The sequence below is a fragment of the Paenibacillus sp. RC73 genome, assembly GCF_044908085.1.
Classification (GTDB): domain Bacteria; phylum Bacillota; class Bacilli; order Paenibacillales; family Paenibacillaceae; genus Paenibacillus; species Paenibacillus terrae_A.
In genome coordinates this window covers 224,006-236,671 of the sequence record NZ_JBIYCV010000004.1, presented here as the reverse complement: position 1 = coordinate 236,671, position 12,666 = coordinate 224,006, and the positions used below count along the sequence as shown (strand labels likewise).

12 protein-coding genes are annotated in these 12,666 nt (G+C 50.7%); 3 read left to right on the top strand and 9 right to left on the bottom strand.

Annotated elements, in window-relative coordinates; translation table 11 throughout:
- The first annotated feature begins 230 nt into the window (after nucleotides 1-230).
- Nucleotides 231-1,121 (top strand): non-homologous end-joining DNA ligase, encoded by an 891-nt coding sequence (gene ligD, locus ABH897_RS11010; protein ID WP_283654983.1) that lies wholly within the window; start codon nucleotides 231-233, stop codon nucleotides 1,119-1,121.
- A 55-nt stretch (nucleotides 1,122-1,176) separates the two neighbouring features.
- On the opposite strand, the gene ABH897_RS11005 is transcribed toward ligD, so the two are convergent.
- Nucleotides 1,177-2,121, bottom strand: a complete 945-nt coding sequence (locus ABH897_RS11005) for a YitT family protein (protein ID WP_283654982.1) — start codon at nucleotides 2,119-2,121, stop codon at nucleotides 1,177-1,179.
- Nucleotides 2,122-2,316: 195 nt separating this feature from the next.
- Complete coding sequence (gene cls / locus ABH897_RS11000; RefSeq protein WP_404520299.1) at nucleotides 2,317-3,747, bottom strand: cardiolipin synthase; 1,431 nt, start codon at nucleotides 3,745-3,747, stop codon at nucleotides 2,317-2,319.
- A gap of 127 nt (nucleotides 3,748-3,874) precedes the next feature.
- Here cls and ABH897_RS10995 point away from each other — a divergent pair, with 127 nt between their 5' ends.
- Together ABH897_RS10995 and ABH897_RS10990 are read left to right on the top strand one after the other, a co-directional pair.
- Nucleotides 3,875-4,906 (top strand): M23 family metallopeptidase, encoded by a 1,032-nt coding sequence (locus ABH897_RS10995; protein WP_283654980.1) that lies wholly within the window; start codon nucleotides 3,875-3,877, stop codon nucleotides 4,904-4,906.
- 45 nt (nucleotides 4,907-4,951) lie between these two features.
- Nucleotides 4,952-5,413: a bactofilin family protein gene (locus tag ABH897_RS10990; protein ID WP_404592135.1), complete on the top strand. Its 462-nt coding sequence runs from the start codon at nucleotides 4,952-4,954 to the stop codon at nucleotides 5,411-5,413.
- 419 nt (nucleotides 5,414-5,832) lie between these two features.
- Here the strand turns inward: ABH897_RS10990 and ABH897_RS10985 are convergent, their stop codons facing one another.
- The 7 genes from ABH897_RS10985 to ABH897_RS10955 all read right to left on the bottom strand — a co-directional run bounded on the left by ABH897_RS10985 (nucleotide 5,833) and on the right by ABH897_RS10955 (nucleotide 12,567).
- A complete protein-coding gene (locus tag ABH897_RS10985; RefSeq protein WP_404591900.1) occupies nucleotides 5,833-6,615 on the bottom strand; it encodes an ABC transporter permease in 783 nt (260 codons plus the stop codon).
- Entirely contained in the window at nucleotides 6,608-7,528 is a 921-nt protein-coding gene (locus ABH897_RS10980; RefSeq protein ID WP_283654978.1) for an ABC transporter ATP-binding protein, read from the bottom strand. Before ABH897_RS10980 ends, ABH897_RS10985 begins: the two co-directional genes overlap by 8 nt.
- 108 nt (nucleotides 7,529-7,636) lie before the next feature.
- Nucleotides 7,637-8,128: a hypothetical protein gene (locus tag ABH897_RS10975; protein WP_404520304.1), complete on the bottom strand. Its 492-nt coding sequence runs from the start codon at nucleotides 8,126-8,128 to the stop codon at nucleotides 7,637-7,639.
- A gap of 61 nt (nucleotides 8,129-8,189) precedes the next feature.
- Entirely contained in the window at nucleotides 8,190-9,167 is a 978-nt protein-coding gene (locus ABH897_RS10970) for an LCP family glycopolymer transferase (RefSeq protein ID WP_404591898.1), read from the bottom strand.
- Nucleotides 9,168-9,182: 15 nt separating this feature from the next.
- On the bottom strand, nucleotides 9,183-10,523 hold the full coding sequence (locus ABH897_RS10965; RefSeq protein ID WP_283654976.1) for a UDP-glucose dehydrogenase family protein: 1,341 nt from the start codon (nucleotides 10,521-10,523) through the stop codon (nucleotides 9,183-9,185).
- A gap of 51 nt (nucleotides 10,524-10,574) precedes the next feature.
- Nucleotides 10,575-11,384 carry a WecB/TagA/CpsF family glycosyltransferase gene (locus ABH897_RS10960; protein ID WP_283654975.1) on the bottom strand — a complete coding sequence of 270 codons (810 nt, stop codon included), beginning with the start codon at nucleotides 11,382-11,384 and terminating at the stop codon, nucleotides 10,575-10,577.
- Nucleotides 11,362-12,567 (bottom strand): glycosyltransferase family 4 protein, encoded by a 1,206-nt coding sequence (locus ABH897_RS10955; protein WP_404520444.1) that lies wholly within the window; start codon nucleotides 12,565-12,567, stop codon nucleotides 11,362-11,364. The genes ABH897_RS10960 and ABH897_RS10955 overlap by 23 nt, the downstream gene beginning before the upstream one ends.
- Between the last annotated feature and the right edge of the window lie 99 nt (nucleotides 12,568-12,666).

Here is a 12,666-nt window from a genome sequence, read left to right as displayed (position 1 = left end):
GAAACTCCTCCTCTACCTCTGCTCAAGACATTTAATAGATACACTACGTATTTTATTATAAATTTATGATACATATTGTATCTTGTCAATCCCTTTGACGGATAATTTCTGTACATGACGCTCATGTTAATCCATAACTACATCTACAGGTACATCATTCCGCCTACTCCGTTTCCATGTGAATTTCTCAAGCTCAGCTTATAACAGGTTAAAAGAAGGAGCGTAGCGTTATGGGACAAGCTGTTAAAGGCATCATTACCATCGAAGGTCTGGAAATTCCTATCACCAATCCGGATAAACCACTGTGGCCCGAAGCTGGTATCACCAAAGCGCTGTATCTTCGCAAGCTTGCGGTGCTGGCTCCTTTTCTGCTCAAATATAGCCACAACCGTTTGCTGACCGTCATCCGATGGCCGCACGGCATTCACGGGGATTTTTTTTACCAGAAAAATGCCCCGCAGCCCCGTCCAGACTACATCGAGACTTTCCTGCATGACGGCATTGAATATATGGTGCTTGGTACGCTACCGCAACTGCTATGGCTCGGCAATCAGGCCGCGCTGGAGTTTCATCCCTCCCTGCATCAGGCGGGCAGCACGCTACCGTGTGAATGGATGATTGACCTTGATCCTTCCAGAGAAGTGGAGCCACGCATTATGGAAGCGGCATCCATCGTCGGTGAAGTGCTGGCTTCACTTGGTTTGGAATCCGTACCCAAAACGTCCGGGGCCACGGGTGTACAAATTATCGTCCCGATCCGCACAGGTATCACCTTCGACGAGCTTCGCAGCATCGGTCTGCTGGTGGGACAGTTCGTGACCGAAAAGCACCCTCATCTGTTCACACTGGAACGGTTAAAAAAGGATCGGGGAAATGCTATCTATTTTGATTATTTGCAGCATTATCAAGGAAAAACCCTGGCCGCTCCCTATACCCCGCGGGCACGCCCTGGCGCTACGGTATCCACCCCACTAACATGGGACGAGGTACGACAAAACGTATCGCCGCTTGACTATCATTTGCTGAATATTGAGGAACGGCTAAATCAGGTGGGCGACTTGATCGCCAAGGTCCCTCCCCAGCCCATCGAGGATGTTCTAAAGCATATGCGCGCCAAATAAAAAAAGGGGACGAACTCCACAGCCGTAAAATCGGCCGAGGAATCGTCCCCTTGCGCTAGTGTATTCCTTTTTTCTTGAAGCGTCCGCCCTTCACATCATGAATGTTACCAATTGCCACAAAGGCATGCGGGTCCCAATCCTCAACGATGTTCTTCAGCTTCGCTTCTTCCAGACGGGTGATGACGACGAAAATGACTTTCTTGCTTTCGCCTGTAAAGCCGCCCTCACCTTCCAGATAGGTTACACCCCGTCCAAGACGGTCCGTCAGGGCATCCCCGATGTCGCGGTATTTTTCACTAATAATCCAGACCGATTTGGACTGATCCAGACCTTCGATGGTAATATCAATCATTTTCATCGCAATATAATAAGCAATCATGGAATACAGGGCATTCGGCCAACCGAATACAAAGCCTGCGCTGCCCAGAATGAAGATGTTAACGAAAAGTACGATCTCACCGACCGAAAAAGGAGTTTTTTCACTGACGAGAATAGCTACGATCTCTGTTCCATCCAGCGAGCCGCCGGACCGGATGACGAGACCTACCCCAACGCCGAGAATGACACCGCCAAAAATAGCGCCCAACAGCGGTTCGCCAGGGGTTAACGCATTTACACTGTGAAGTAACGTGGTTCCGATAGACATCACGATAATGCCGAATAATGTGGATAAAGCGAAGGTTTTACCGATTTGCTTGTAGCCGATAACCAAAAATGGAAGGTTCAACAGGGTCAGGAAAATGCCGAGCGGGTAGCCAGTAATCTTGGAGGCCATAATTGAAATACCTGTGACCCCACCGTCGATAACGCCGTTAGGAACCAGGAATATCTCGAGGCCCACTGCCATAAGCGCTGCACCGAAAATAATCATGGCCGCACGCTGAAACAGGCGTTTTGCTTTGTTTTTAGGATTGGCTGGAATTTTGCTGATCTTGGTCAACTCTCCGGTCACATCTGTGATCTCAGACAGATTTTGGACTTCCTTGCTCACTACACTCATATATAAATCCCCCCGTTACAGTATGGTATATTGGACCAAAAAAGGGGCTGCATTCCGCAGTCCCTTCTCCTTTACCGCGCTTGTGTTATATGAATACTATACCATAAAACAGTGATTTTGCGCAAAAAAGTTAGCAAAAAGCACATAAATCTCAATAAAGCGGGATTATATTGATAAAAACGGCGAAAACCGCCTTTAAAGGAGCGGAGAGAGCATGCGAGCCAGAATTTCAGCTGTTTTCTGTAATCGTGGCCGTCTGCGGAACACCTTTAAATCGATGTGCGAGGAGTTGGACAGGTCCTCTTCAAAATCGGCCGAAAGGTGTTCCAGCGCTGACCGGGCAAAGAGTACAGCGGTCAACTCAAAATTATAGAAAAAGCTGCGCATGTCCATATTGGCGGTCCCGACCGAGCCGAGCAAATCATCCACAATGATGACTTTAGCGTGAATAAATCCTTTGCGGTATTGATAGAACTCCACACCCGCCTCCAGCAGCTCTTGCACATAGGACAGGGACGCCAGATGCACCAGCTTTGAATCCGATTTGTATGGAATAATAATTCGCACATCTACGCCGCTGACCGCCGCCAGCTTAAGCGCTTCATAAATCCCCGAATCGGGAATAAAATACGGTGTGGTTATCCAGATCCGCTTCTTGGCAACCGCCAGCGCACCAAAGCACATTTCCTGAATCGTATCCCATACCTGATCGGGGCCGCTGCTCAAAATCTGTACTTCCTCATCCCCTTCACAGGAATGCGGTGGAAATAAATTCTCATCCATCAGCCGTTCCCCGGAGGCCAGCTTCCAGTCGCTCAAAAAAGCATTTTGCAGAAAATAGACGCTATCTCCCTCAATCTGCAAATGCGTATCCCGCCAAAATCCCACCTTGGGGTATTTGCCGAGATAATCGTCGCCCACATTGATTCCTCCAACAAACCCGATCAGTCCGTCCACCACTACAATTTTACGGTGGTTACGGTAGTTAATCCGGCGATCCAGCGTCGCGAAAAACGGGGGCAGAAAATAATGAAACTCTACACCTGCCTCACTGCAGGCACGAATAAAAGAATAGGGCAGATTGTAGCTCCCCACGCCGTCCACCACGAATCGAACCTCCACACCCTCGCGCGCCTTGCGGATCATGACCTCCTGAAACCGGGTACCGATGTCGTCCGCCCGGAATATGTAAAACTCTACATGGATATGATGCTGCGCCCGTTCCAGCGCTGTCAGCATCGCCTCGAAGGTTTCCTCCCCATTCGTTAGCACATGTGTGCGATTGCAGCCGGTCAACGGATTTTCCGACATACGGATGAGCTGGTTAAAGAGACGCTCTTGTTGCTTGAAATGAGGATTATGCATTTGTTCCACATTCTCAATCACCCTCGATTGCGACCATAGGCGCTCGCGGAATTCACGAAACAGCTGTGATCCCCCTTTTCGCACCATTTTGCGCTTCTTATAATCCTGTGCAACAAAGTAGTACACGACAAAGCCGATAAGCGGGAAGCAGAACAAAATAAATAGCCAGGCTACCGCCTTGGACGGCTTGCGAAATTCAAAGAGCAGGATCGTCCCGGTCTGAAAAATAAAAACAATTAAAACCAACAGCAACCACAGCATGTTTAAGCCTCCTTATACATCTACGTTTTATACCAAGCTCCAATTTTTTTGACATGTTTGCCCCTTAAGCTGAATAGATAGTAACCAAGCACTATAGGATAGGAGCGATGTCCAGAAAGGAGCGATTATGAAAAAAGGAAGCCTAAATCGCCGGATGACCTTGCTCGTCATTCGAGATGCACAGCAACCGCCCAAGCAGCTACAATGCTCTACAGCCGCTGTCATTCTCGTCCCGACCCTTGTGATCGCGTCCATCTCTACACTCGTGATCGGGCTGCAAATCCGTTCTTCCCATATTATCTCCCAAATGGAAACGAATCTTGCTGTCCAGAGCTTGCAGATGGAGGTTACGGTAGCGGACAAGGATGCGGCAATCGGGCGACTGCGCCGCGAAGTCATGAAGCTGACGAATCAGGCCACCAGTATTCGCGAACGCCTCCAGCGTGTAACGGAACTGGAGCAGCAAATGCAGCAATTTATTCGTAAATACGGAAAATCCTCTGCCACCAGCAGCAGCAAAGCGGCCATGACCCCACTCTCCTGGGATGCCTCCGGCTATACCGGGGGTGAATTGATTACAGTACATGAAAATACAGCCATGCTTACTCGTCAAGCCATGGATGATTTTCAGGAAATCGAATCCCTGCTGGACACGGTAGAGCGCACGGTTCCCCGCTCTATTCAGCAGGCGAACGCCGTACAGCAGAACCTTGAGCAGAAGCAAGCCGCACAGTTGCTCCAGACCCGCAGACTGGCGCTTGCCGAACAAGGCAAGCCTTCGGCCTGGCCTGTCAGTTCACGCCAGATGACCTCCAGCTTCGGCTATCGCAGCGATCCGTTTACGGGCAAATCGGCTTTCCATTCGGGCATGGATATTGCCGGACAAACGGGTGATCCCGTCTATGCCGCAGGAGCGGGCACCGTGCTGGAGGCAGCCTCCAGCGGGGCACGGGGCAAGTGCATTATCATCCAGCATCCTGACGGATTCCAGTCCTGGTATATGCACCTGAGCGGTATGCAGGTGACTCCGGGGGAACGAGTCCGTAAAGGACAGACCATCGGCCTTCTGGGAAGCACGGGAAGAAGCACGGGGCCTCATCTTCATTTTCAGATCGTCAAGCATAGTCAGCCTGTCGATCCGTTACTGTATGTACAATGAGGATTTTGCAAAATGCTTACAATAAAAGGATTGGAGGAAAACAACATGTTCAAGGACTCCAAAAAAAAGCTGGCCGCTCCTGCGACCGATACGCTGTTGGCTAACGGCACCAGCTTTGAAGGTACGATTGAGGCTGAGGCCAATATTCGGATTGATGGCCATTTTCAGGGCGATATCCGCAGCACTCGCGCCGTCGTGATCGGGGAATCTGCTGTTGTGCGTTCGGATATCATCGCACAAGACGTCATCCTGGCCGGCAAGGTATTCGGCAGCATCACCACAGAGGGACGGCTGACGATCACGCCTACGGGCGAACTGTACGGTAATGTAGCCGCCGCCGCGCTGGTCATCTCCGAAGGCGGCGTACTGGACGGTACGAGTCAGATGATCCGCACGAAAGACGCAGAACCGTCTGCTTCAACTGACGGTTCTGATCTTGAAACACAATCCGGTACTCGCAAAGACAGAGATACCAGTCAAGCAAACCTGCAATCAGAGACGGGATAATTCCATTTACTCCATCCTATCCTCCGACAGTCGTGACAGCGGATCTTCACCCGGAGGCAGCACTTGTCTCAAGGATTGATTATGCCGCCTTTGGCTCAATTGATCAACCAGACTGCTAATGAGCTTCGGCGCATTTTCAAATAAATTCGTTACCTGATCACGCAGCGTAGGCCATACACCCCATGAGAAAATAAACAGCAGGGCAGCATATCATGCAGCACCCCCTTCTGATCTGTTTTTCTCTACCTCTTTAAACGCAAAACGACCCTATTGATTGATTCTTGCTGAAAATAGGTTGCAATATACCCCGGTACGCATAATCTGTAGCGGTAATTGTATAGATACAAGCGCCAAAACAGCGCAAAAAGGACGTGCAAATGGATAGCCATTTAACACGTCCTTTTTACTGCTTTCAGAAATTAGGTTGAAACATCCCGTTTTACAAAAACTACCCAGGCAATTGCGATAAAAATTACATAATAGGCAGCCAGCACGGTGAGCGAAAAGGTCAAACCAGAACTTACCGCGCCCGGCGGCATTTCGAGATATTTTTTCAGGTCCATATGCGTAAACAGCACGTATTTGGTCCATTCATAACGATCTGTACTAAACAAACCGATTGAATTATAGATTGTTTTGGTGAACATCATGAACAAAGACAGGCCAATCGCCAAGGCGCTGGAACGAAAAACAGCGGACAGCATAAAAGCAAAGGCGATGGTCACGAATAAAGCGATATAGCTGTACAAGAAGTTCAGTGTTACATAAGAAATCGGATCACTGAACGGCGGAATCGAACCAGCTGGCGTATCTTTGGATAACATCAGCCAAGAGGACAGCGTAACCATCGCTATTAAAATGAACGTTCCGAGCAAACTGAACAGGATGACCGATATATATTTGGACAAAAGAATTTTGCTGCGGGTCCAAGGGCGGATAAGCAGCAGCTTGATGGTTCCCCATGTAAATTCACCCGCCACCGAATCAGCCGCTACAATGACCGTAAACGTCGTATTGAGGAAAAATGTAAACATCGCCGTCAACACGATACCATCCCACAGGCTGACCTGATCGGAAACCAGGGCAATCAGCATCGGAATCACAGCCGTGATGACCGCCAGCAGCCCTAGCATAATCCACGTCCGTACACGCAAGTAAATTTTAAGATTTTCGTTATGTACCAGCTTGAAGAAGTCAGCCAATGGACCCGCCTCCCGTCACTTCCAAGAATTGATCTTCCAGCGTACGGGCCACCGGACGAATCGCATATACCTTGACTCCATTTGCAGTAAGAAGGCTGTTCATGTCTGCTATCTGCTCCCGCTCCAGATGCAGCAGCAGTTGGTTGCCTTCGACGCGCCCTGCACCGGCAAGCGCATAGGCTTGCTGGGCATCATTCACTTCAAAAGCAATTTCCGCCGTCTGGGCCTCTCCACCTGTGCTCTTCAGCTGCTTGATGTCAATCAGCCGTCCGCTTTGGATAATGGCGACACGGTCGCACATCAGCTCCATTTCGGACAACAAATGACTCGATACAAATATTGTAATTCCCTCGCTCCGGCTCAACTGCCGCAAATAATCCCTCAGCTCGCGGATACCCTGCGGGTCCAACCCGTTGGTCGGCTCGTCCAGCACGAGCAGCTTTGGCCGATGCAAGATCGCCTGTGCTACCCCGAGTCTCTGCCGCATTCCGAGCGAGTAGGTTTTGACTTTATCGTGAATCCGGTTCCCGAGTCCTACCAAACGGATCGCCTCATCTATGCGCTCCCTGGTCACCCCCGATGACATTCTCGCAAAATGCTGCAAATTTTGATAACCGGTCAGAAATTTGTACATCTCCGGGTTCTCCACAATCGCACCAATGTGGGAAACAGCCTTTTCAAAATCGGTTTTGATGCTGTCTCCACAAATATGGATATCGCCCTTGCTGATCGAAATCAGGCCAACCATCATACGGATGGTGGTTGTTTTTCCCGCACCGTTCGGTCCGAGGAAACCAAATACCTGCCCCGCTGGAACCTCCAGCGTCAGATCGTCCACAATCGCTTTTGAAGAAATGATTTTACTCACACCCTCCATACGTATGACGGGAAGCTGTCCTGTCGCTTGCTGCATGCTATGAAACTCCTTCCATCCGGAGTGAAGCTCTATTCTATTTTGCTGTTCATTTCCGGTTTTGGAAGTATTGTACCATATTTAACCTGTTAGAAACACCGCGTCCATCTATTCCTTATCCTTGTATATCCAGAGTACCCGCCACTCTTCACCTTCCTGCGTCACATAACAAGGCTGTACGATTTCAAAAGTGCCGAACCGGGTCTTGTAATGCTGGGTAACCGTAATGCGATACGCCTTTCCCAACTCGTCTCCACTCTGCTCTGTGCGAATATCATATTCAGCCTGCGGCTCTCCCAGCTCGAATGTGAACGTATCCGTCCCCATATCCTGCATAAACACATGCGCACGCTGCTGTACATACGTGGATTTTTCAAATTTCTTCTTCATTTGCGAATGAAAAAGCTCCCAGGAGCCTCCGAAATTACCTGACTGCTCCATCGTATAGAACTCATTCAGCGCTTCTAACGCCTGATCGCCCTCACCCGTAGACATCACCCCGCCCAGACCCAGCCACAGCAGCCATAATAGCCCACATATCAATGCAAAATACAGCAGCTTGCGGACGAACGCGGAAGCCGCTCTTCTTCTGAACAGCACAAATCGCCCCTCCCCTCAGTTGGACATTCTACTGAATACTACAGATGTATGTGGGACAAGCCTAAGGTGATATGGCTGTGGTAAGCAAATGCTTCTCCATCAGTCCACGGATACGCTGGCGTTCCTGATCATCCACGATGTAATAATACACTCCGTTGATTTTGGTTCCATGGCCCTTCAACTCAATCATATCCGTCTGCCGTAGAGACGGGCCGATCCGGGTCAGGAAGGTCGTCATATCATCAAAGGTCATATCCGTGCGGATCTGCTCCCCCGCTGCCTGCAATATCGATTTTACCCTTAACAGCCCTTCCTTGCTGATCGCCTGTGCGACAATTTGCTTGAGCAGCTCCCGCTGGCGGGCATTTCTCCCGAGATCCCCGCGCGGATCATCAAAACGCATCCGAGCATAGGCCAACGCCTCAGTCCCGTTCAGTTTCAAGCTGCCCTGTGTAAAATGATGTCCTTCATATTGAAAATCGAGCGGATTGTTAACCGCGACTCCCCCCAAAAGGTCTACCATTTTCGCAAACCCTTCCATGTTCATTTGCACATAGTAATCCATCGGATGATTCAAGAAATGCTCTACCGTACGAATCGACATGTCCACCCCGCCAAAGGCAAAGGCATGATTGATTTTGTCCTCACGTCCCCTGCCGATCAGCTCCGTTCGTGTATCGCGCGGGATGTTGAACATCAACACAGTGCCTTCGGCGGGATTAACGGACAGGACGATCATCGTATCCGAACGCCCCCGATCATGGGGACGCTGGTCCACCCCCAACACAAGCACGGTGAACGGCTTGAATTGGGATATGGCCGCCGGATTGGGTGTGCCCGATCCGTTGCTTGTTACTGCCGGGCGTCCCGCTCCGCCTGTTGCAAGGGTAGAAATCGCGGCGGGCTGCACGATACTCCGCGGATGGTACATGGCATTTGCCGCCGTTTGAACGGAATGATATACATAAGCGGTGTAAGCACAAGCACCTACCATCAATAATGCAGCGGCCCCTAATGTTATTTTCAGCCATCGTTTCATACAGAGCCTCCCCCTTTACGGGTTCATTACAGACCGATGACGATCCATATCCATATTGTTCATCTGCGGCCTGCCGACAGAATAGTATGCAAAGGCGGACTGTCTGATTTGCTCCTCACGGTACACATTGCGTCCGTCGATCATAATGGGATGCTTCATAAGCTCGTTCAGCTCACCCAGCCCCACCTCACCAAATTCCTCCCACTCCGTCAGCAGACACAGCGCGTCGCATCCTTCTGCCGCTTCTCGTGCGCTATCGGCCCACATCACTTCCGAGCTGTCCAGCAATTTGCGGAAGTTGGCGGTAGCAACCGGGTCATACGCGCGAATTTGCGCCCCCGCTTCCAGAAGCGACTGCATAATATCCAGCGCTGGAGCATCTCTTACATCATCTGTATTCGGCTTGAACGCCAGCCCCCATATGCCAATCGTGGCTCCTTCCAGATCACCCAGCGCTTCTTCCAGCTTGCGTAACACATTAAAGCGCTGCCCCTGATTCACTTCCACCACCGATTTCAGCAGCTTGAATTCATAATCCACATTGCCCGCAATTTGGATCAGCGCCTGTGTATCCTTGGGAAAACAAGAGCCGCCATAGCCGATGCCTGCGGACAGAAAAGAGGAACCGATCCGCTGATCCAGCCCCATGCCGTGTGCCACACGCGTAACGTCTGCGCCCACTTTTTCACAAATATTCGCAATCTCATTAATAAACGAAATTTTAGTCGCCAAAAAAGCGTTCGACGCGTACTTGATCATCTCCGCCGAACGGATATCTGTGGTCAAAATATTTGTCGTCAGCGGCTCATGCAGCGTACACAGCACAGCGGCGACATGAGGGTCGGATGCCCCGATCACGATGCGGTCCGGCTGGAGCGTATCTGCTACCGCCGAGCCTTCGCGTAAAAATTCAGGAACCGAAGCCACGCCAAAAGAGTAGTTCGTGCGGCTCGCGATCAGGCTGTGAATACGATCATTGGTTCCGACAGGCACCGTGCTTTTGGTGACAATCACTTTGTAGCCATTCATGGCGTCTGCCACCTCGCGTGCGGCTCCTTCAATATAGGACAGGTTCGCTTCCCCGCCCGGCAACGAAGGCGTACCGACCGCCAAAATAACAATCTCCGCTCCCTCTACCGCAGATGTGGTATCTGTTGTAAAGGTCAGGCGTCCCTGCTCGACATTATCCTGGATCAAGCCTTTTAAGCCCGGCTCATAAATCGGTACTTTTCCTTCATGAAGCTGACTAATTTTGTCCTCATTCTGGTCGACACAGACAACCGTATTCCCGAGCGCGGCAAAACAGACTCCCGATACCAGTCCGACATACCCCGCACCAATTACACATAGCTTCAAAGCGGCTCCCCCTTTTACATACTGTCTCGCTGAATTACGCTTTTACCAGCTTCACTTCTCTACGCCTCTCCCTGCATGCCGATTATGATGGAGCGTAAGCCGTTTGTTCCGCCGATAGGATTTGAGAAATCGGTATACATACACCGGATTGTTATAGGCGTATCTCTTCCATAACCGTTTCGGCTCGCTGATCAGGCGGTACAGCCACTCCAGCCCCAGCCTTTGTATCATTAGCGGCGGTCTGCGAACCTTTCCGGTGATATAGTCAAAGGCCGCTCCTACACCAATCATCACGCCACGGATGCGGTCTTTGTTACGATACATCCATATTTCCTGCTTCGGACAGCCCAAGCTGACGAAGATGATATGCGCGCCTGACGCATTGATGTCATGAATAATCTGCTCCTCCTCATCGGGCCGAAGCTCCCGAAATGGCGGTGAAAAGCCACCTACAATTCGAATTCCTGGGTAGTCCTGCTCCATTCTTTCCTTCAGGCTGTCCAGCGCATCCGGCGTGCTGCCGTAAAAATAGATACTTAATCCTGTCTGCGGCGCGCGTTCGCACAGCTTGAGCATCAGACTGGGGCCGTCCACCCGGTCCTGACGCTCAAATCCATACAGCTTGAGCGCCCAAACCAGCGGCATACCATCCGGGGTACACAAATCTGCACGCGCAAGTGCTTCATGGAACTCGGATTGATTTCCGGCTGTAACAATAGAATGCGTGTTACAGATACATACATAGCTGTCCTTGCGTCCGACTGCCCATTGCTCCACCGTGTGTACGGTTTCCTGAAACGTAAGCGCCGCAATATCTGCGTCCGCAATCCTTCCGACTCTATACTGGGGCAGTTGCTTCATAAGCACGCTCCTCTATCGCCTCGTTGTATATGGCCATCAGTTGCTCGTAATTCACTTCTTGCGTGTAGCGTTCAGCATATATTTCCGATACCTTCTGTCTCATGGCTGGATAGTTTTCATAGGCTGTCGCACGACGGATTACGGCACTTATATGTTCCATATCATCATGTTGAAAATGGAACCCGGTTACTCCATCCTCCACCACTTCCTCCAGCGCCCCGATCCGGCTGCACAACACCGGGGTTCCCACGGAATAGGACTCTACGATGGTCATGGGAAAGCCTTCATACCAAATGGAAGGAACCATGACATACATGGCCCGGCTCATGCAATCCAGCACCGTGTCTCCATCCTGCTTGCCGAGAAAACGGATGTCCTCCTGCGGATATGCGGCAGCCAGTTCAGCCTTTTCCGGGCCATCCCCGATGATGACCAGTCTCAAGTCGCCCCGATCTTCCACCTGTATCCAGGCTTGCAGCAGATTACGCACCCCTTTTTCAGCAGAGATCCGCCCCACAAACAACAAGTAACGATCATCCGGGTCATACACGGCTTCCACCTCTTTACGTTGGATGAAATTTGGCTTTACCGCGATACGATCCGGTGGAATGCCACTTTCAGCAAATTTCTCCCGCGCAAACTCGGTTAGCGCAATATATCGACTTACTTTGTGCTGCCATGTGCCGATCAGATCGTTGAACTTGATCATCGCCGCCACTGGAATCGTCTGTAGCGGTGAGCCCCGGTAGCACCCGTGGCGGATGGAATGCAGCAGCGTGCCGTGCAGGCATTTTTCACAAACCTCATTCCCTCGCATAAAGGTCGCCGCCGGACAAATCAGCCTGTAATTATGCAGCGTCTGGACGACCGGAATCCCCAGCCGTTCACAGGCATGATAGACGGAAGGAGATATAACCGGAAAAAAGTTATGCACATGCACCACATCCGGCTTCACCCGCAAAAGCAGCTTTTTGATTCTTTTGAACTCTGGCAGGGACCAAGCCGCCTCCACCGCCAGCTTTGCCATGTTAGCCAGCCCTTTGCTTTGGATGCTGTCGTTATGCACATAATAATGCTCTGACTCTATCCCTCTGGAGCGCAGCATAGCCAATTCCTGTTCAACAACCTTGTCTTCTCCCCCGCTTTGCTGATAAAAGTTGTGGATGACCAGCACCTTGCCCACCGTTTTTTGGTTATATTCACGTCGATGGACATGGCTTGCTGTATCCGTTAATGGTGATGATATGTCGGACTGAGGGACCTCCCCCTGAACATGATGATG